Source organism: Paraclostridium sp. (genome assembly GCF_051657365.1).
In the GTDB taxonomy this organism is placed as follows: domain Bacteria; phylum Bacillota; class Clostridia; order Peptostreptococcales; family Peptostreptococcaceae; genus Paraclostridium.
The window spans coordinates 83,949-105,665 of the sequence record NZ_JBOFKN010000205.1 but is presented as its reverse complement, the minus strand read 5'-3'; the positions used below and the strand labels follow the sequence as shown (position 1 = coordinate 105,665).

Annotated in this window: 22 protein-coding genes; 20 read left to right on the top strand and 2 right to left on the bottom strand. The window is 28.4% G+C overall.

The features are described 5' to 3' along the window. The 8 genes from ACRCYC_RS16125 to htrA all read left to right on the top strand — a co-directional run. Positions 1-246, top strand: a 246-nt coding sequence (locus ACRCYC_RS16125) for a hypothetical protein (protein WP_438620122.1), incomplete at its 5' end; no start/stop codon positions are given. 223 nt (positions 247-469) lie between these two features. Beyond that, positions 470-946, top strand: coding sequence for a hypothetical protein (locus ACRCYC_RS16120; protein WP_438620121.1), 477 nt, complete (start codon positions 470-472; stop codon positions 944-946). 75 nt (positions 947-1,021) lie between these two features. Next, positions 1,022-2,059, top strand: a complete 1,038-nt coding sequence (locus ACRCYC_RS16115) for an SEC-C metal-binding domain-containing protein (protein ID WP_438620120.1) — start codon at positions 1,022-1,024, stop codon at positions 2,057-2,059. Between the two features lie 40 nt (positions 2,060-2,099). Beyond that, positions 2,100-2,477 carry a hypothetical protein gene (locus tag ACRCYC_RS16110; protein ID WP_438620119.1) on the top strand — a complete coding sequence of 126 codons (378 nt, stop codon included), beginning with the start codon at positions 2,100-2,102 and terminating at the stop codon, positions 2,475-2,477. A 101-nt stretch (positions 2,478-2,578) separates the two neighbouring features. Beyond that, the gene (locus tag ACRCYC_RS16105; RefSeq protein ID WP_438620118.1) at positions 2,579-4,183 is read left to right on the top strand and encodes an NAD(P)/FAD-dependent oxidoreductase; all 1,605 of its coding nucleotides are present in this window, start codon (positions 2,579-2,581) and stop codon (positions 4,181-4,183) included. Between the two features lie 136 nt (positions 4,184-4,319). Continuing rightward, the gene (locus ACRCYC_RS16100; RefSeq protein ID WP_438620117.1) at positions 4,320-5,942 is read left to right on the top strand and encodes a Na/Pi cotransporter family protein; all 1,623 of its coding nucleotides are present in this window, start codon (positions 4,320-4,322) and stop codon (positions 5,940-5,942) included. Positions 5,943-6,122: 180 nt separating this feature from the next. Further along, entirely contained in the window at positions 6,123-7,472 is a 1,350-nt protein-coding gene (locus ACRCYC_RS16095; RefSeq protein ID WP_438620116.1) for a glucose-6-phosphate isomerase, read from the top strand. Positions 7,473-7,636: 164 nt separating this feature from the next. Continuing rightward, the gene (gene htrA, locus ACRCYC_RS16090; RefSeq protein WP_438620115.1) at positions 7,637-8,728 is read left to right on the top strand and encodes a serine protease HtrA; all 1,092 of its coding nucleotides are present in this window, start codon (positions 7,637-7,639) and stop codon (positions 8,726-8,728) included. A gap of 36 nt (positions 8,729-8,764) precedes the next feature. On the opposite strand, the gene feoB is transcribed toward htrA, so the two are convergent. Together feoB and ACRCYC_RS16080 are read right to left on the bottom strand one after the other, a co-directional pair. Then, positions 8,765-10,693, bottom strand: coding sequence for a ferrous iron transport protein B (gene feoB / locus ACRCYC_RS16085; protein ID WP_438620114.1), 1,929 nt, complete (start codon positions 10,691-10,693; stop codon positions 8,765-8,767). 12 nt (positions 10,694-10,705) lie between these two features. Next, positions 10,706-10,924 carry a FeoA family protein gene (locus tag ACRCYC_RS16080; protein WP_438620124.1) on the bottom strand — a complete coding sequence of 73 codons (219 nt, stop codon included), beginning with the start codon at positions 10,922-10,924 and terminating at the stop codon, positions 10,706-10,708. 176 nt (positions 10,925-11,100) lie between these two features. Between ACRCYC_RS16080 and ACRCYC_RS16075 the strand changes: the two genes are divergently transcribed. The 12 genes from ACRCYC_RS16075 to ACRCYC_RS16020 all read left to right on the top strand — a co-directional run bounded on the left by ACRCYC_RS16075 (position 11,101) and on the right by ACRCYC_RS16020 (position 21,667). Further along, positions 11,101-11,643: a Gx transporter family protein gene (locus tag ACRCYC_RS16075; RefSeq protein ID WP_438620113.1), complete on the top strand. Its 543-nt coding sequence runs from the start codon at positions 11,101-11,103 to the stop codon at positions 11,641-11,643. A 31-nt stretch (positions 11,644-11,674) separates the two neighbouring features. Further along, entirely contained in the window at positions 11,675-11,848 is a 174-nt protein-coding gene (locus ACRCYC_RS16070) for an aspartyl-phosphate phosphatase Spo0E family protein (RefSeq protein WP_438620112.1), read from the top strand. Between the two features lie 178 nt (positions 11,849-12,026). After that, on the top strand, positions 12,027-12,863 hold the full coding sequence (locus ACRCYC_RS16065; RefSeq protein ID WP_438620111.1) for a mechanosensitive ion channel family protein: 837 nt from the start codon (positions 12,027-12,029) through the stop codon (positions 12,861-12,863). 164 nt (positions 12,864-13,027) lie between these two features. Then, positions 13,028-13,681, top strand: a complete 654-nt coding sequence (locus tag ACRCYC_RS16060) for an MgtC/SapB family protein (protein ID WP_438620123.1) — start codon at positions 13,028-13,030, stop codon at positions 13,679-13,681. 45 nt (positions 13,682-13,726) lie between these two features. Then, positions 13,727-14,578: a DegV family protein gene (locus tag ACRCYC_RS16055; RefSeq protein ID WP_438620110.1), complete on the top strand. Its 852-nt coding sequence runs from the start codon at positions 13,727-13,729 to the stop codon at positions 14,576-14,578. 27 nt (positions 14,579-14,605) lie between these two features. Then, complete coding sequence (pepF, locus tag ACRCYC_RS16050; RefSeq protein ID WP_438620109.1) at positions 14,606-16,390, top strand: oligoendopeptidase F; 1,785 nt, start codon at positions 14,606-14,608, stop codon at positions 16,388-16,390. Positions 16,391-16,649: 259 nt separating this feature from the next. After that, positions 16,650-17,471: a phosphate ABC transporter substrate-binding protein gene (locus tag ACRCYC_RS16045; RefSeq protein ID WP_438620108.1), complete on the top strand. Its 822-nt coding sequence runs from the start codon at positions 16,650-16,652 to the stop codon at positions 17,469-17,471. A gap of 34 nt (positions 17,472-17,505) precedes the next feature. After that, positions 17,506-18,411 (top strand): phosphate ABC transporter permease subunit PstC, encoded by a 906-nt coding sequence (gene pstC, locus ACRCYC_RS16040; RefSeq protein ID WP_438620107.1) that lies wholly within the window; start codon positions 17,506-17,508, stop codon positions 18,409-18,411. 1 nt (position 18,412) lies between these two features. Further along, entirely contained in the window at positions 18,413-19,237 is an 825-nt protein-coding gene (gene pstA, locus ACRCYC_RS16035) for a phosphate ABC transporter permease PstA (protein WP_438620106.1), read from the top strand. Between the two features lies 1 nt (position 19,238). Then, a complete protein-coding gene (pstB, locus tag ACRCYC_RS16030) occupies positions 19,239-19,994 on the top strand; it encodes a phosphate ABC transporter ATP-binding protein PstB (RefSeq protein WP_438620105.1) in 756 nt (251 codons plus the stop codon). A gap of 47 nt (positions 19,995-20,041) precedes the next feature. Next, on the top strand, positions 20,042-20,695 hold the full coding sequence (gene phoU, locus ACRCYC_RS16025; RefSeq protein WP_438620104.1) for a phosphate signaling complex protein PhoU: 654 nt from the start codon (positions 20,042-20,044) through the stop codon (positions 20,693-20,695). A 147-nt stretch (positions 20,696-20,842) separates the two neighbouring features. Next, positions 20,843-21,667 carry a polysaccharide deacetylase family protein gene (locus ACRCYC_RS16020; protein WP_438620103.1) on the top strand — a complete coding sequence of 275 codons (825 nt, stop codon included), beginning with the start codon at positions 20,843-20,845 and terminating at the stop codon, positions 21,665-21,667. Positions 21,668-21,717 lie beyond the last annotated feature (50 nt).

The window sequence follows — 21,717 nt, the reverse complement described above, 5'->3', positions numbered from 1 at the left end:
GAAAATTTAATTATAAACATAGAAAATTATTTTAAAGATATATGTATTGTAAAATATATAAAAAGTGAAAATATAGAAAAAGAATTTATCGATATAGAAATGCATTTAAGTGGAGAAAAAACTGTATTAATAGATAGATTAATAAATATAGAAAAATTAAGTAGTGAAATTTTTCTAGAAGATATGAATATTTCTATGATGGATGAAAATAATATAGATTGCAATTTTAAATTGAAAATATATTAAATAAAAAAAGGTTTTCCTTGAGGTTTATAGAATAGCTTTAAAACGAGTTTATTCTACAAATTTCCAAGGGGGAATACAAATGAACACTGATATACTTTGCATAAATAGTTATAGAAGCTTAATTTAAAAAGATTTTCTTGAAAATGTAAATAATAAATATATAAATATATGTAAAAATTTATATGGAGCAAATTTAGATAAAATAAATATACATTTATGGACAATGCATATAATGGGTGAATTTAAAGAAAATATAATGAAAAGTTACAGAGATGTTTATAATATAGAAGAAATATCAGAAGAAATATATAAAATAGTGAAAGCAGATAGAAAAAAAATGATTTTATATGGATATTTAAAAGGAAATACATTTGGATACAATGATTATATGATAAATAATAAATATAAAAATATAAATGAGTGTATAGATTCGAAAAAATATATAGATTTTATAATAAATAGCCCTTCGAATATAGAAAATATAAAAATATTAAGGGGGAATTTAGAAAAGTATTTCTTTCAAAATATGGAGATAAGCCTATTAAGCATAAGATATGATTGTGATAAACGTAAATTATATAAGCTAATTAGAGAATTGATTATAAAAGATGTGATAAATAACTATAATGAAGGAATTTTAGATGGAATAACGTATAAAATCAATAAAAAATCATCTAAAAACAATAAAATGGGCTTATAGTATAGAATGATTGAAAAAAAGATGATATAATTATAAATTGTATTTAAATTTAGAAATAAAGGAGTGAAAGTAACAGTGTTAGGGAGAAATGAGTTATGCCCATGCGGAAGCGGGAAAAAATATAAAAGATGCTGTTTAAATAAAGATGTTGTATCAGGAAGAGCTAGTAGAAAAATTGTACTTTCACAAAAACAATATTCACAACTGTACTCAAAACTATACGAATATTCAAGACAGCCAAAATTTAATGAAGAGTATAAAAAAGCACAAGAAATGTTTTATATATTAGATGATGAAAATATAAATAGTAAGTTTGAAAGTTTCTTTAATACATACTTTATACAAGATCATATAATGGATAATAAAAAAGTTATAACAGTTGACTTTTTTGAGGAAAATAAAAGTAGCTTAAATAAATCTGAAGTAGATATATTAAAAAGCCTATTTGAATCTTATGTAAGTGTATATGTTATAAAAGAAAAATTAGAAGATAAAATACTATTAAAAGATTCTATAACTGGTGATGAAGTATATACTGAAGATATAAATCTATTAAATGGATTTAATCAAGGTGATTGCATAATAGCTAGAATAGTTGAAGTTGGAGAATCACACTTATTATTAGACGTTACAGTAAGTATATCAGAGGCTGTAAAAGATATAGTAGTAAATGATATAAATCACTTCTTCAATCAATATGAAGATTTATATAAAGATATAAAAACTTTCTTGATATATCATACTCATATATTATATAAGTATGTTCAACAATTATTAGATCCAAAAATTGCTGAATATCTTAAAGATCAAAAAGAAGTTAATGCTAAAAAGCAAGAAGAAGTAAATGAAATGATAGCTGAAGATGAATGTAAAGTTTCTGCTTTACTTAAATCTCAAGTTGAGGCGGATATTTTAGAAAAATGTTTAGATTTTTGGAATACTTATAAATCAAACAATAGTGAGATAAAAGGTTCTGAAAATGGATGGGCTGCAGCTATAGAATATCATGTAAAAAAAGAAAACGGACAAGCTGTAACGCAATCTCAAATATCTAAAAAATACGATATAAGTCCAAGTACTTTAGGTAAAAGACATAAAGATTTAAAAATGTAGTATAAAACTTAATTTTAAATATACAGAAAGAGGTATATACATGGGTCTTAATTTAGGAAAAGCAATTGCTGTATCAACAAGTTATATAAAATCTAATCCAGCAGTACCAGTATATAAAGGGGAGGAAACTCCAGAAAATTTATATGCAGTAATATACCATATTGAAATAGGGTATAATGAAAAAAGCCTAGAAAAGGCAATGCAATATATAATAATAGACTATAAAGAGTTTGAATTATGTAATAGTGCAAAAGATGAATTAGTAAATGTAGCTAAGGAATACTGTAAACAAAACGGTATAAATGATGATGCACAAACTCAAATCGAATTACTAGATAATGAAGAGGCAGAGAATTTCTTAGAAAAAGTATTTAATAACATGAAAGTTATAAGAGGGTTAATTACTCATAGAGATTAAGTAACAATACAATTAGAATTTAACCATAAAAGCTAGGCCCTATAAAGCCTAGCTTTTATTTTTAATATAATTAAATTTATAGATAGGAAAGGAAGATTAATATGTTAAGAGTTTCTAATATAAAGCTAGACATAAATGAAAGCTTAGATAATATAAAAAAGCTAGTATTGAAAAAATTAAAAGTAAATGAAAGTGATTTAATAAACTTTAATATTTATAAAGAATCCATAGATGCTAGAAGAAGAGGAAAAATAGATTTTGTTTATACTGTCGATGTAGAACTTAAAAATGAAAAAATATTATTAAAACAAGCTAAAATAAAGGATGTTGTAGAAGTTAAAGAAAAGAAATACGTAGACGTTATAAGTGGAAGTGAAAAATTAAGTAATAAGCCAGTTATAATTGGTAGTGGACCTGCAGGTTTATTTGCTGCTTTAGTTTTAGCTCAAAGAGGATACAATCCTATTTTATTAGAACGAGGATTAGATGTAGATACAAGAACTGAAGATATAAAACAATTTTGGGAAAGTGGACAATTTAAATCCAAATCAAATGTGCAGTTTGGAGAAGGTGGAGCAGGTACTTTTTCTGATGGGAAATTAACAACAAGAATAAAAGATATTAGATGTAGAAAAGTTCTTGAAGAACTTGTGAACTTTGGAGCTCCCGAGGAAATTTTATACTCTCATAAGCCACATGTAGGAACTGATATTTTAAAAGAAGTAGTTAAAAATATACGAAAAGAAATTATTAGATTGGGTGGAGAGGTTAGATTTGAAGCTCAGGTAACTGATATAAAATTAAATAATGAAAAAATAGAATCTGTTACTATAAATAATACAGAAGTATTAAAAACGGAAGTTGTTATTCTTGCTATAGGGCATAGTGCTAGAGATACTTATAAAATGCTTTACGAAAAGGGAGTTAAGATTACTCAAAAACCTTTTGCTATAGGAGCTAGGATAGAGCACCCTCAAGTTTTAATAAATAAATCTCAGTATAAAGAGTTTCATGATCACCCAAGATTAGGAGCAGCTGATTATAGATTGGTTGAACATACTTCTAATGGAAGAACTATATATACGTTTTGCATGTGTCCAGGAGGTTCTGTGATAGCCTCTGCATCTGAAGAAGGGCATGTGGTTACAAATGGTATGAGTGAACATGCTAGAGACAAAGAAAACGCAAACAGTGCTGTTTTGGTTAATGTTACGCCTGAAGACTTTGAAAGTAATCATCCTTTAGCTGGAGTTCACTTCCAAGAAAAGTATGAAAAATTAGCTTTTGAATTAGGAGGCAGAAATTATAAGGCACCTATACAATTAGTAGGAGATTTTTTAAATGATAGAGTAAGCACTACATTAGGTTCAGTTAACCCATCATATAAACCAGGATATAAATTTATAGATTTAAGAGAGTGTTTACCTAAATTTGTTTGTGAAACGATGAAAGAAGGATTACTTTTATTAGATAAAAAATTACATGGATTTGCTATGGATGATGCAGTATTAACAGGTGTTGAGACTAGATCATCTGCTCCAGTGAGAATCGTAAGAGATGATGAAACTTTAGAATCTATAAATGTAAAAGAACTATATCCTAGTGGAGAAGGTGCTGGATATGCGGGTGGAATAGTAACTGCGGCTGTAGATGGTATAAAATGTGCTGAAAAAATAATTACTAAATATTCTGAAAAAAATATTTAACGAAAATTTAATAAATATTTAATATATTTTTAATATTTAACATAGATTTAACAAAAATATGTTGCTGGTTTGATAGAATGGTTAAGGTGCTATATATGTAGACTAATATTATAAATATTTCAAGGAGGAAATGAAATTGGATATAGTAATTAGCCTTATGGGAGGATTGGGTTTATTTTTATATGGAATGAACTTAATGGCTGAAGGTCTTGAAAAATCTGCGGGAGCTAAGCTTAAAAAAATAGTAGAACTTCTTACTAGTAACATATTTATGGGAGTAGCAGTAGGAGCTTTCGTTACAGCAATTATACAAAGTAGTAGTGCTACTACTGTAATGGTAGTTGGATTTGTTAATGCAGGTATAATGAATTTAACACAAGCAATAGGGGTTATAATGGGTGCTAATATAGGAACGACTATAACAGCACAGCTAGTATCCTTTGATTTAAATGGGATGGCGCCAGTAGCTTTAGGGATTGGTATAATTTTATATTTATTTGCGTCTAAACCTAAAACTAAAAACATAGCAGAAATACTTATAGGATTTGGTATATTATTTACTGGTATGGATTTTATGAAGGCTGCAGTTGAGCCTTTAGCAGAATATAAAGGATTTACAGATTTATTAATAACATTTGGAGATCATCCAATATTAGGACTTTTACTTGGATTTGGAATAACGGCTATAGTTCAAAGTTCAAGTGCATCTATGGGTATGCTTATAGCACTAGCATCACAAGGCTTAATACCTTTAAGTGCAGCACTACCAATATTATATGGACAAAATATAGGTACATGTGTTACATCATTAATATCAAGTGTTGGAGCATCTAGTAATGCAAAAAGAGCTGCAGTAATGCATTTGATTTTCAATGTATTAGGTACAGCGGTATTCTTGATTTTATTAAATAAACCAGTAGTTAACTTTGTAACTAATATGGATCCAGGTGATGTTGCAAGACAAATAGCAAACACGCATACATTATTTAATATAATATCGGTTATAATATTACTTCCGTTTACTAAGTTTATAATAAAACTTGCAGTAAAACTTGTTCCTGATAAAGAAGGAGAAGATGATGAGCATAAGGCTATAAAATATCTAGATGATAGAATGGTTGAAACTCCATCGATAGCAGTTGCAAGTGCAGTTAAAGAAACTTTAAGAATGGGTAAAAAAGCTAAGGAAAGTTTAAGTTATTCAATAGATGCATTTATAGAGAAATCACAAGATAAGATAGATAAAACACTTAAAAGAGAAAAAACTGTTAATGAATTACAAAAAGGTATATTAAATTATTTATTAAAATTATCGAAAGCTAATTTAGATGGAGATTCTAGAGATATAGTAGATTCATTATTTAATACAGTGAATGATATAGAAAGAATAGGAGATCATGCAGAAAATATAGCTGAGTTAGCTCAAGATATAATAGATGGTGATCTAAAATTATCAGAACAAGGAACAGAAGAGATAAAGGAATTATATAGCAAAGTTATAGCTACATACTCATATTCTCTTGAAGCTATGAAAAATTATGATGTAGACTTAGCTTGTAAGGTTATAAAAATGGAAGAGCAAGTTGATATGATGGAAAAATCATGTAGAGCTAATCATATGCATAGATTAAATAACAATTTATGTAGTATAGATAGTGGAGTGATTTTCCTAGATTTAATATCTAATCTAGAAAGAGTATCAGATCATGCTGTGAATATAGCACAACAGGTTATAGCTAATAAAATAGAATCAAAATAATTAAATAATCGACAAAACTCCTGTATAGAAAATATACAGGAGTTTTGTATATATAAACATTTAAATGAAAATATTATAATTAAATTATAAAAAAATATTTATAATTAATTGGAAAAAGGTTTATTGTTTGATATAATTTCTATGTATAATAAAATTTTAACAAGAAGAAAGAGGTATACCATGAAAAAGTTAAGTTTTGATTATAGCAATTCTATTGGTTTCTTCAATCAAAAAGAAATCGATTGTATGAGTGAATATGTAAAGGTTGCACATGATATGATACATAATAAAACAGGAGAGGGTAACGATTTCTTAGGATGGGTTAACCTACCTGAAAATTATGATAAAAAAGAGTTTGATAGAATAAAAAAAGCAGCAGAAAAAATAAAGAATGATTCAGATGTTTTATTAGTTATAGGAATAGGTGGATCTTACTTAGGGGCAAGAGCTGCTGTAGAAATGTTAGGACATTCTTTTAGAAATAACTTATCTAAAGAAGATAGAAAATCTCCTCAAATATACTTTGTAGGTCAAAATATAAGTTCTACTTATATGCTTGATTTATTAGATGTTATAAAAGACAAAGAGGTATCTATAAATGTTATATCGAAGTCAGGAACTACAACAGAGCCTGCAATAGCATTTAGAGTATTTAAAGATTTTTTAGAAAAAAAATATGGAAAAGAAGAAGCTAGTAAAAGAATATATGCTACTACTGATGCTAAAAAAGGAGCATTAAGAGTATTAGCAGATGAAGAAGGGTATGAGACATTTATAATACCAGATGATGTAGGAGGGCGATTCTCAGTATTAACGCCAGTGGGATTATTACCTATAGCTGCTTGTGGAATAGATATAGATGCTATAATGCAAGGAGCTAAGGACTCTATGAATGAATTTGCTAATTCTAATCTGTCTGAAAATTATAGTTACCAATATGCAGTAGTTAGAAACATACTTCATAGAAAAGGTAAAGATGTTGAACTAATGGTTAACTACGAACCAGGTTTACATTATGTTGGGGAATGGTGGAAACAACTATACGGAGAAAGTGAAGGTAAAGATAATAAAGGTATTTACCCAGCTTCAGTAGATTTTTCAACAGATTTACACTCTATGGGTCAATATATACAAGAAGGAAAAAGAATATTATTTGAAACTGTTTTAAACGTTGAAAATACAAGAAGAGAAATAACTATAAATGAAGAAAAAGTAGATTTAGATGGATTGAACTATTTAGCAAATCAAACAGTAGATTTTGTAAATAAGAAAGCATTCCAAGGTACACTACTAGCTCATACAGATGGGTCAGTTCCAAATTTAATAGTAAATATACCTCAATTAGATGAGTATAATTTTGGATATTTAGTATACTTCTTTGAAAAAGCTTGTGCTATAAGTGGATATATATTAGGAGTAAATCCTTTTAATCAACCAGGAGTTGAAGCATATAAGAAAAACATGTTTGCATTGTTAGGCAAGCCAGGATTTGAAAAAGAAAAAGCAGAACTTGAAAAAAGATTAAAATAGTTAAGGTTTAATTAAGGATACTGAAATATAATAAACACTATATAGAACACTTCTATGTAGTGTTTTTATTTTAAGTATATTGAAATGATAATTATCAAATAATATTATTAAAATTTGGGTATAACTTAATAAAGTTAAAACTAAAAATCAGGAGGGCTGAATACATGAGTGATAATGGAAGGAAAACTAGTATAGCACTGATTATAGTAGTAAGTATAATAAGTGCTATGATAGGTAGTTTCATGACAGTTTTTATATTTGGAGATAAGTTAGGAACAAAAAATAGTGAACAGAATAAACAAAATATAGTAGTAAATGATAGTGGCAAAACTCAAAATGTATATCATGCGGTAACAGATAAAGCAATGCCTTCAGTAGTTGGTATAACTACAACTACTATAGATACAAATAATTTATTCGCAGTTCCACAAGAATCACAAGGAGTAGGAACAGGATTTATTGTTGATTCAAAAGGATATATATTAACAAATTCACATGTTGTATCTGATGGAAAAGCATCTGATGTAACAGTATTATTCAATGATGGATCAACTACAAAGGGAAAAGTTTTATGGAATGATCCAACTATAGATATGGCTATTGTAAAAGTAGACAAAACAGGTCTTCCTGTAGCGGACTTAGGAAATAGTGATGAGGTAAGAACTGGAGATATAGCAATAGCAATAGGTAATCCGCTAGGGCTTGAATTCCAAAAAAGTGTAACACAAGGGATAATAAGTGGTCTTGATAGAAGCATAGATACTGGAAAAGGTTCTAGTATGACAGGTCTTATACAAACTGATGCAAGTATAAACCCTGGTAACAGTGGAGGTCCATTACTAAATGATAAGGGTCAGGTTATAGGTATAAATACAGCTAAAGCTTCTGGGGCAGAAGGATTAGGATTTGCAATACCAATAAATTCAGCAAAACCTATAGTAGATCAAATAATAAAAGATGGTAAATTTGAAAAAGTAACTTTAGGTATAAAAGGGATTGATGTACAAACATTTGAAACTGCAACAGGAACAGATTTAGAAGCAAATGAAGGTGTATATGTAGCTGAGGCTATAGCTAATACACCAGCTCAAAAATCAGGAATTCAAGCAGGTGATGTTATAACTAAAATAGGAGATACAAAAATAACATCAATGTCAGATTTAAACAAAGCTCTATATCAATATTCCGTAGGAGACCAATCAAAGATAGTAATAAATAGAGGTGGAAAAAATATAACTATTGATGTTAAATTTTAATATATAAAAAAAGATGGGATTTAAATCCCATCTTTTTTATTCTGCAATTTTACTTTTGTTGCTAGGACAAGAACTTTGGCTTGAACAACCAGAGCATCCCGAACATCCTGCATTTTTAGATTTCATATTTTTGTAAAGTATGAATAGTGCTAGAAGGATAATTCCTCCACCTACAAGCAATTCTATTGATGAAGATATTGCTGCGTTTTCAAATAATAATGAACCTACTATTTTTACAATGAAAGCTGCAATCCATGCTATTGCAAATTGATAAGTTGCAGATATAAACATCATTTTATTACCATATTCTTTTCTCATTGTAGAAAGTGCTGCTATACATGGAGTATATAATGCAGAGAATACTAAGAATCCGTAAGCTGTTACAACAGTAAATGTTTCTGGTAAAACAGTATTTAAATTACCATATACAATTTCCATTGTACTTATAACAACCTCTTTTGCACTTATACCTGTTAATATAGAAACTCCAGCTCTCCAATCACCGAATCCTAAAGGAGCAAATATAGGAGCTATTAAACCACCTAATGAAGCTAAAAAACTACTATTTATATTATCTGTAAATCCTGAGAAATTAAATGATGATAATGCCCATATAACAACAGACATAGCAAACATTATTGTACAAACCTTTACTAAAAATCCTTTAGCTTTATTCCAAGTATTTTTAAATAAAGCATTAAGTGTTGGTAATTTATACTCTGGAAGTTCAAGTACAAAAGGCTCAACATCAGCTTTATAAACTGTTTTATTTAATACTAATGCTATTATTATGGCAACTACTATACCTAGTAAATAAAGAGATGTAGTTACTATAGCTGCATTTTTAGGGAAAAATATAGATACAAATAATGCGTATACTGGTACTTTTGCACCACAAGTCATAAGAGGTGCTATAAGTGCAGTTACTTTTCTATCTTTTTCACTTTCTAAAGTTCTAGTAGCCATTATAGCTGGAGAAGCACATCCAAGTCCCATTATCATAGGTATGAATGCTTTACCAGATAATCCAACTTTCTTCATTATGTTATCCATTAAGAATGCTGTTCTAGCCATGTATCCACTATCTTCAAAGAATGATATACCTAGGAATAGAACAAATATTAATGGGAAGAATGGTAATGCTCCACCTAATCCGCCTATTAATCCATCGACTATTAATGAGTGGAACCATGGGCTAGAATTTGCAAATAGCGCATCAGCAGGAACAGCTACATAATTTTCTATTAATGTTTCTGTCAATCCTTGAAGAGGGCCACCTACCCAATCAAATGTAAATTTGAAAAGTATTAATAAAGCAGCAATAAATATAGGATAAGCTAATATAGGATTTAAAATTATATTATCTAGCTTACTACTTAAGCTTTCTTTATTTTTAAAACCTGATTTCATAGACTTACTTAATATTTTTTCTAATTCTTTATAAGTATTCATTTCATTTCCAAAGTCTTTTCTATAATTAAAACTAGATGACAATGCTAATTTTATATCATTTTCTATATTGTCTAGACCTTCTTTTTTCTTTGCTATTATAGGAATAACTTTAATTCCTAACTCAGCTTCAAGTTTTTTTGCATCTATATGAATACCTTTAGATTCAGCGACATCAATCATATTAAGAAGCAATACGATTGGTTTATTGTATTGCATAAGCTGTGTAGTTAAGTATAAGTTTCTATCTAAACTAGATGCATCTACTATATTTAATATTAAATCTACATCATTACTTTCTAAAAATTGCTTAGAAACCTTCTCTTCATTTGAAAAAGTATCCATAGCATATATCCCAGGAAGATCTACTATTTTTATATCTTCACTTATAAAACCTTCTTTTTTCTCGATAGTAACACCAGGCCAGTTTCCTACATACTGCTTCGAACCAGTAAGCATATTAAACACTGTAGTTTTACCTACATTTGGGTTACCAAATAATGCAACATTAATCAAGTTGATACCTCCTTATTTTAAGCTTATATTTTTTGCGTCATTTTTTCTTATTGCTAAATCAAATCCTCTAAAACGAACTAAAATTGGATCTCCTAGAGGAGCTATTTTTTTCACTTCTATTTCAGTCTCACTTGTACAGCCAAGAGCTAATAATCTTTTTGCTAATTTTTCGTTTCCATATATATTATCTATGATGCCTTTTTGACCTACTCTTAAATCGTAAACAGTCATCATTAACACCTCCTAATGAGTTTCATTCTCAATTAATTATAATATAAATATACCATTTAATATTCAAAAAGTCAATAAATAGTGAATGATATATGAAAAATAAATAATATCTATATTTTAATATGGTAATATGTAATTGAGGGATACATTTACAACTAAGGGGGAGGACTTTATAAATGAAGACAAAAAAGCTAACCTATATGGCGCTTATGATTGGATATAGTTTGATATTATATATATTAGAGAGCTATATGCCAAATCCATTAATTGCAATATTTCCAGGAGCTAAGTTGGGACTTACAAATATAATAACGTTAACGTGTTTAGTTATATTTGGATTAAAAGATACTTTTGTTATATTATCAATAAGGATTTTGATGTCATCTATATTTGCAGGACCAATATCATATTTAATGTTTAGTATAGCAGGAGGATATTTAAGTTTGTTATTAATGGTAATAGCATTAAAATTTAGATGGTTTTCTTTAATAGGTGTAAGTATAATAGGGGCTATAGGTCATAATATTGGGCAATTAATAGTAGCTAGTTTGATTATTGATAACACTATGATATTTGGATATTTACCATATATGTTAATTGCATCTGTCATTACGGGGGTATTTGTAGGTATAACATCTAAATATATGGTAAATAAAATGCCATACATTAGTAAAACGTTTGTTGACATAACAGGGAAAACATTGTTAAAATATAAGTAAATCTATATAAATTTGTAACTATGGTGGTAATATGACTAAAAACGAGATGGTTTTATTAAAAAAAGAAATAGAAAGTTTGAGAGAAGAAATAAACACGTATATAGAATATCCTGATATATTCAAAGACGAACTGGTTAGTACTAGCAATAAAATTGATGAAGCGATAAACAAGTATATAAAGTTAAACCAAGAGTCTTCTAAATAAACGGGAAGACTTTTCTTGTGTTATAAGGAAATGAAATTTTTTTATTTGTAAATTTAATTTCCTTATAACATGAATTTATAAAAATTTTAATATTTTAGTAAATAAGTATATGACTTAAGCATTAAGTTAACAATTTATAATTGAATATATATTAATCGTTGAAAGAAAGGGATTAATTATGATTTTAGCAAGAATTATAAATTCAATTATAATAGTTGTTTGTGCTTATGTTTTACTCAAATTAATACAATACTTTTTAAAAAAGATATTTGAACTTACTAGATTTGATGTTAGATATGAAAATACATTAAGCAGTCTTTTATGCTCAATGGCATATTATATTATATTTATACTTACTATAATTCTTTTATTAAAAGAGTTTAAGATAGTTGATGTTACTAAGTTTGGAACTTTAGTTACAGGAGCTAGTATAGTAGGATTGATAGCTGGAGTAGCATCTCAAAGTATATTAAAGGATATTTTCAATGGGTTTTTTATTATATTTGAAAAACAGATACAAGTTGGAGATTTTGTTATTTTAAATGAAGAATTTAGAGGTACTGTAGAAGAAATTGGATTAAGAAGTACTAGTTTAAGAGACTGGGATTTAAGAAGAGTTACTCTTCCTAATGGAAATATAGTTAGTATTAGAAATTATAGCAGAGCAAATATGAGAGTTGTTGTAAATGTAAGAGTTTCATATGAAGAAGATCCGATGAATGTTATAAAATCATTGGAACAAGTATGTGATATATTAAATGAACGGCATGAAGATATTTTGTGGACGAAGAAAGGTAAGGAAAATTCGGGGTTATTTAAAGTTTATGGAGTTACAGATATAGAAGAAAGTCCTATTGGGGCTAAATACACTATAACTGGAGTAGTTCAGTCTCATAAATATTTTGTAGCACTTAAGGATACCAAACTTCAAATTTTAATAACTTTTAGAGAAAATGGAATAAATATAGCGTATCCTACACATATAAATGTTATTAAAAATAATATAAATGATTAAAATTTAGGGCTATTTAACATAAGCCCTTTTTATCGTATAGATAAATTAAATCTTGATAAATAAAATTTAAAATTTTTTAGTTTTAAAGTTAATATAGTCGTAATAATGACTAGCCTATTGTAAATATAAATAATTATATATATTTATAATAGGAGGCGAGGGCCATAAGTGCTAAAGAAATTATAACTAGATTATTAGTAGCTCTTATCATAGGTGGGTTAACAGGGCTTGAAAGAGAAAAGTCATATCAATTTGCTGGATTTAGAACTCATATATTAGTAGCTGTAGGATCGTGTATAACAGCTATAACATCTGTGATATTATTTATAGATTATGGCAGTAAAACAAACTTAGATCCATCAAGATTAACCGCTCAAGTATTATCTGGAATTGGTTTTTTGGGAACGGGAGCAATACTGAAAAATTCAAGTGGTATAAGAGGACTTACGACTGCTGCTGGGATATGGGCGACCGCCTGTATAGGAATTGCTGTTGGTTATGGTCAATATACACTTGGTATATTAGCCTGGGTTTTTGTATTAATAACTTTATACATATTAAAAAATATAGATAAGGTATTTTTTAGAAAAAAACAAAATATATTAACGATACAAGTAGATGATATAAATATTATATCGTGTATGTATAATAAATTAGAAAAATCACAAATAAAGGTGAATAATATTGATGTAGTTAATGGAGATTATTGCTATATAGTTAGTTTTTTCGTTGTTTATGATAGACGAATTATGATAGAAAAGATAATATTAGAATTAAATGAGTTAAAAAACATAATAAGTATAGATTATTTACATTAAAATATATAAAATAAAGATAGCTATAAAAAAGTTGAGGTGTGTGAAGTGAAGACAAACATAAGAGTAATAGTAGAAGGATCTACAGATTTCCCAAAAGAACTTTTAGATGAAATGGGAGTGAAGGTTGTAGGAATAAATATAGCCTTTGGAGAAGAGCATTATATAGGTGGAGTAGAAATTAGTGAAAAAGAGTTTTATGAAAAAATGAAGGGATGCAAAGAGTTACCAAAAACTTCTAGCCCATCTCCTGATAGATTTATAGAAATGTTTGATTGTGAAGAAGAAGAAATATTAATAATAACATTAACTTCTAAGTTATCTAGTACGTACAGCAGTGCTGTTTTAGCTAAAAATATATATTTAGAACATAATCCTGGAAGCAATAAGAGAATTGCAGTTGTAGATTCATTAAGTGGATCTATAGGTGTAGGATTAATGGTATATAAAGCTAATAAATTAATTGAGCAAGGGAAATCGTTAAAAGAGGTAGTTGATTACTTAGAAAACATAAAAAAAGATATAACTTTTTATGGGGTATTAGACACACTTGAGAACGCTATTAAAGGTGGTAGAGTAAACCCTATAGCTGGTAGATTAATAAATGCGCTTAACTTTAAGGTTATTATAGAAATAGCAGAAGGTGAAGTTAAACCTATAGACAAAGCTAGAGGCGAAAGTAATAGTATGAAGAAGCTATTTGAAAAAGTAAAAAATAATGTACATGACATAAAAAATAAGACATTGGTAATAGGTCATGCAAATTGTGAAGAAAAAGCTTATAAAATTGCAAAACATATAGAAGAAAATTATGAACATAAGGACATAATAATATCAAGTATAGGACCAGTTATGGGAACTTATACTTCAGAAGGAGCTATATTAATAGCAGTTCTGTAAATTATAAGCCAAAAAAGGAGTGAAATTATGGGAGTAAATAGAAATTTAATTGAAGAACAGTTTAAATGGAATATTGATACTATGTATCAAACTTCAGAATCAATTAAACAAGATATTGATAAGGTAAATGGGATAATAGAAGAACTTAAAGGATATAAAGGTAAAATTGCAATTAGCAAAGAAAACCTTTATACCGTATTAAATGACTCTGAAAAAGCATCAAGAATCCTTCAAAACTTATATGTATACACTCATATGAAACAACATGAAGATACTCGCAATAATGAAAATCAGGCTAGAGCTACAAAAATAGCTATGATTTCAACTGAATTATCAATGGCTACATCGTATATAATACCGGAAATAATAGCTATGGATGAAAAAAAATTACAAGAATATTTAAGTGATGAAAAATTAAATTTCTATAAAAAATATGTAGATGAAATTTTAAGAGATAAACCTCATACACTTACTGAGAAAGAAGAAGAAATTTTAGCTGCAGCGTCAGAATTAAGTGGAGTAGCTGAAAATGTATATGAAATGTTTTCATTTGCAGATTTAAAGTTTCCTGAAATAAAAGGCGAAGATGGAAAAAATATAAGAATTACACATGGTAATTACTCTACATTGCTTAAAAGTAAAGATAGCAGAGTTAGAAAAGATGCATTCGAAGCTGTATATTCTACATATGGAGAGTATAAAAATACCTTTGCATCTACTTTATATGGAGGAATAAAAAGCGAAATATTCTATTCTAAAATGAGAAATTATAAATCAGCAATAGAAAGCTCTTTATTTCAAGATGATATAAGTGTAGATGTATATTACAATCTTATAGATGTAGTTGATAAAAATTTAGATACATTAAATAAATATGTAGAGTTAAGAAAAAAATATTTAAATATAAATGAAATGCATATGTATGACCTATATGTACCTATAACATCTAACTTTGATATGAAGGTAACTTATGAAGAAGCTCAAGCAATAATTTTAAAAGCTTTAAAACCTTTAGGTGAAGAATATTTAAGTATAGTAAAACAAGCCTTTAGTGAAAGATGGATAGATGTATATGAAAATGAAGGTAAACAAGGTGGAGCTTATTCATGGGGAAGTTATGATTCATCTCCATATATATTGATGAGTTATAAAGATGATTTAAATTCATTGTTTACATTAGTACATGAATTAGGACATTCAATGCATAGTTACTACTCAAGAAATAACCAAGAATACTTGTATTCTTCATATAAGATATTTGTGGCTGAAGTTGCATCTACTTTAAATGAATTATTACTAGTAAATTATTTACTAGAAAATTCATCATCTAAAGATGAAAGAATATATTTATTGAATTATTATTTAGAGCAATTTAGAACTACGGTATATAGACAAACTATGTTTGCAGAATTTGAGAAAATAACTCATGAAAGAGTTGAAGGAGGAGAACCTCTGACAGCTAAAGAATTTACAGATATTTATTATGATTTAAACAAAAAATACTATGGAAAATCTTGTATAGTAGATGAAGAAATAGGATTAGAATGGGCTAGGATACCACACTTCTATTCGAATTTCTATGTTTATAAGTATGCCACTGGATTTTCGGCAGCTAGTGCTTTAAGTGAAAAAATATTAAACGAAGGTGGAAATGCTGTTGAGAAATATTTAGATTTCTTGAAAAGTGGAGGATCTGAATATCCACTTAATCAGCTGAGAGCTGCTGGAGTTGATATGGAAAAGAAAGAATCTATAGAAAAATCATTAGATATATTTAAAGATTTAGTAAATGAATTAGAGAGAGAATGTTAATTAACATTCTCTTTTTTTTATGCAAAAAATATTGAATTAACTGTGAATAAATTGATTTTACTTATATTTAACATTGTTTTACTTGCACTTAACTTTATTTACCTTAACTTAACCCTACTCTAATTTATATTTAACATAAAAGCTTTATTATTAAAACATAAAGTAAATACAACTTAAAGAATAAACGACAACAAAGTTGATAAACTAAGATTATGATATAAATTTACAAAGATTATTAAAGAGCCGTGGAGGTAATAAGATGTTTAAAAAGAAAATAGGAGTACTGATAGCAAGTACTATAATGGTAGGTATGTTGGCTGTAGGATGTGGATCGAAAGATTCGGATTCAGCTAGATTGTCAATATCAGGATCGACTTCAGTAGGGCCAGTTATAGAAAAAGAAGCAGCGGGATTTAAATCAGTAAGTCCAAATACATCAGTAGAGATCAATCAATTAGGAACATCTGCAGGAATAAAAGATGCAATAACTGGAGTAGCAGAAATAGGTATGGCATCTAGAGATTTAAAACCAGAAGAAAAGAAAGAAGGTCTTTCTCAATCTGAAATAGCATTTGATGGTATAGCTATAATAACTCACAAAAATAATGAAGTTAAATCGCTTACTATGAATCAAATAAAGGATATATATACAGGAAAGATAACTAATTGGAAAGAAGTTGGCGGAAAAGATGCTCCAATAGTTGTGGTTTCAAGAGAAGATGGATCTGGAACGAGAGATGCATTCCAAGAGATTGTTGGATATGATTCAACTCAGTTAATTAAAGAGGCTCAAATAAGTGATGGAAATGGAAACATAAAATCAACAGTAGCTGGAAATGAAAATGCAATAGGATTTACATCATTTAGTTACATAGATGATAGTATAAATGCAATCGGTATAGATGGAATACAACCAACAGCAGAAAAAGCTAAAAATGGAGAATATAAATTATCAAGACCATTCTTATTAGTATACAAAGAAGATGCATTATCAGAAAATGGAAAGAAATTTATAGATTATGTATTAAGTGAAGATGGACAGAAAATAGTAACTGAAGAAGGATTAATAAGTGTTAAGTAATTGCTAAAATTTAGTAATTAAAATGGAGGTATTTATGTTAGCTAAGGAGCAACTGGTTAGTTCTAAGAATAATAATAGAACAAAATATGCTATAGAAAAAGTAGCAAAAAATATATTTATGATGAGTGCGTTAGTAGCGGTATTAAGCTTGCTGCTTATAATAGGTTTTGTTTTCTATAAAGGTCTTACACCATTTATAGCAAAAGGATATTCTTTTATAGATTTTATAACAGGAACTTCTTGGGTTCCAAGTGCGGATCAATATGGAATTTTACCAATGATAGTTGCATCAATATTATCGACTATAGGAGCATTACTAATAGGAGCACCTATAGGAATACTTACAGCTGCATTTATTGCAGAGATTGCACCTAAAAATGTAGGGAAAGTAATAAGCTCAGGTGTAGATTTATTAGCTGGAATACCATCTGTATTGTATGGATTATTTGGATTAGCAGTAATAGTTCCAACAATACAAGATATATTCAACTTACCAAAAGGTCAAAGTTTATTGGCTGTAATATTTGTTTTAGCTATAATGATGCTACCTACAATCATAGCTGTTTCAAAAACTGCTATAAAAGCTGTGCCTGATGCATATAGAGAAGGATCATTAGCACTAGGGGCATCAAAGATAGAAACTATATTTAAAGTAGTTTTACCTGCAGCTAAATCAGGTATATTAGCAGCAGTTGTATTAGGAACGGGAAGAGCTTTAGGAGAAACGATGGCAGTTATGCTAGTTGCAGGTAACTCTCCTGTAATACCTAATTCTATTATGGATAGTGTAAGACCGTTAACGACAAATATAGCATTAGAAATGGGATATGCATTTGGAACACATCAAGAAATGTTATTCGCAACGGGAGTAGTGCTATTTACATTTATACTAATACTTAATTTACTATTAAGTAAACTTTCTAATAAGGCAGGCATGTAATATGAGAAAAATAAGAGAAAATATATTAAAAGCTGCAGTTTTATTGTCAGCAGTATTTACTATAGGCATGCTAGTTATAATAGTTGGATTTATATTTGTAAAAGGTATTGGAGGTATAAATTTAAATTATTTAACTAGTGATTATGCAGCAGGTGGCGGTGGCGGAATACTACCGATGATAGTAACTACTTTATACACAGTATTTTTATCAATTTTAGTTGCTACACCTATTGGCGTATTAGCAGCTGTATATTTACAAGAATACGCTAAAAAAGGAAAGATTGTTGATATAGTAAGATTTGCAACAGAGAGTTTAGCAGGAATACCATCTATAGTATATGGACTATTTGGAGGTATATTCTTCGTTATTACTCTTAAGATGGGATATTCAATAATCGCAGGAGCTTTAACTGTTGCAATAATAATTTTACCTGTAATAATACGTACTACAGAAGAAGCACTAAAAACAGTGCCTAATGGATATAGAGAAGCATCTTTAGCAATGGGAGCAACTAAATTCCAAACTTTATATAAAGTTATAATACCTAGTGCATTACCTGGAATATTATCAGGAATAATATTATCTATAGGTCGTGTTGTAGGAGAATCAGCAGCAATATTACTAACAGCTGGTACAGTTGCTCAAATGCCTGGTTCAATATTTGATAGTGCGAGAACATTAACAGTTCAATCATATTTAATAGCTAAGGAAACAGGAGATATACAAGCAGCAGCAAGTGTAGGCGTGGTTTTAATAGTAATAGTATTATGTTTAAATACTTTAGCTAAGTTTATAGTTAAAAAGTTTAGTAAGGAGAGCTACTAAAATGAATAATATAAAAATAAATGTAAAAAACCTAGAATTATTTTATGGAGATAACAAAGCATTAAAAGGCATAGATATGCAAATAAAAGAAAATAAAGTTACTGCGTTAATAGGTCCCTCAGGTTGTGGTAAATCAACTTTTTTAAGAACATTAAATAGGATGAATGACTTAATAGAAGGGGTTAAAATAAAAGGAGAAATACTTGTTGACGGAGAAGATATATATAAATCTGATGATGTTATAAAATTACGTACAAAAGTCGGGATGGTTTTTCAAAAGCCGAACTTATTTCCTATGAGCATATATGATAATGTTGCATATGGACCGAGAATTCATGGAATAAAAGATAAATCTACTTTAGATAAAATAGTAGAAGAAAGCTTAAGGGGAGCAGCTATTTGGGATGAAGTAAAAGATAGATTAAATAAATCTGCACTAGGGCTATCTGGAGGTCAACAGCAGCGTATATGTATAGCAAGAACTATAGCTATGAAGCCAGAAGTGATTTTAATGGATGAACCTACATCTGCATTAGACCCAATATCTACATCAAAAGTAGAAGAGTTAATAGCTGAATTAAAAGATAAATTTACAATAGTAATAGTTACGCATAATATGCAACAGGCAGCTCGTGTATCTGACGAAACAGCATTTTTCTTAACAGGAGAGGTTGTAGAGTTCGATGAAACTAAAACTATATTTACAAATCCAAGTGATAAGCGTACAGAAGATTATATAACAGGAAGATTTGGATAAACTATATTTATACTAAATTATAAAACAATCAATAAAGGAGTTTTAATATGATCAACAGTAGCTTAGAGTTAAATATAAATACCCTTATAAACTATACATTGAAGATGATTGATAAAAGTGAAGCAATTTTAGAAGATTCTGTACAATGTATGCTAACAAAGGATGTTGAAAAAGCAAAATTAATATCAAAGCAAGATGATGAAATAGATGCTCTTAGAGATTATATAAGGGATAGAAGCATTGAGCTTATGGCTTTAAAACAACCAATGGCAAAGGATTTAAGGTTTATATATTCACTAGAAAGCATATGCTTAGAGTTAGAACGAATAGGTGATTATGCTGTTAATATTGCTGATGAAGTTATCAAAATAGGGAAAGAAGAGTATATAAAAGACTTAGTTGATATCCCGAAGATGAAAGAAATTTGCATACAAATGATAAGAGATACTAAAAAATCATTAGAAAATAGAGATGAAAAATTAGCATATAATATTGCAGTAAGAGATGAATTAGTAGATGAATTGTACGAGTGTGTACAAGACCATACACTTAAAATCATGCATCAAAAGGAAGTTAATATAGATCAAGGTGTAAGAATTTTATTTATAGGTAGGTATTTAGAAAGAATTGGAGATCACACTACAAATATATGTGAATATATAATATATGCGTTAAAAGGCGATATGATAGAGATTGGATAAAACTACAAAATAAGTAGTTTTATTTTTTTGTACTAATATTTTAACGACTATAAACATATTTATTAAATAAAGGCTATAGAGATTGAAATTAGTGTCAATAATAATTATTAATATAGTGCTTATTAATAATATAAAGGGGAAATGGGGATGAAAAGAAGGATTAAACCTATTTTTTTAAATATGTTTATAGTAATATTGCTTTTAGTTTTAATATTTATTACATATGGCAACATAGTTGGAATATCGAATGATAAAGTTAATAGTAACAATAACATAGAGATAAATTTATTAAATAGTGAAAATTTAACACTGACACAACTTATGATACAAACAAGTAATATATGCAATAGAGGACCAAGACCTAAACCAGAAAAAATTGCGTATATAACTATAGATGATGGTCCTTCAAAATACACAAATGATATACTGAAAATATTAAACAAAAACAATGTGAAGGCTACTTTTTTTATGGTAGAAGGTAATATGAAAAAATACCAAGAATCATTGAAAAATATGGCTAATCAAAAACATGCTCTAGGTTTTCATAGTGTAAGTCATGATATAAATATTTTGTATAAAACTCCACAGTCAGCAGTAAATGAATTTGATAAGTGTAAAGAGACATTAGAAGAAATTACAAATCAAAAATCAAACCTTATAAGGTTACCTTATGGAAGTAAACCATATGCCTCAAAAGAAGATTATGATGCACTAGTAAATGCTGGGTATAAAATATGGGACTGGAATTTAGATACAGAAGACTGGAGAGCAACACCTAAAGACATAGTGGATAATGTAGCAAAATATTCAGGACAGCATAAAGAAATAGTTTTACTTATGCACGAAAAAGAACAAAGTGTAAAAGCTCTTCAAGGAATAATAGATGTATTAAAATCGAAAGGGTATACAATTCTTCCTATAGATGAAAGAGATACGCCTAAAAATTATTGGAAACAAAATTTAACTAACTGAATATAATATTTATAAACATTGACAATAATAATAGTGATTATATATAATTA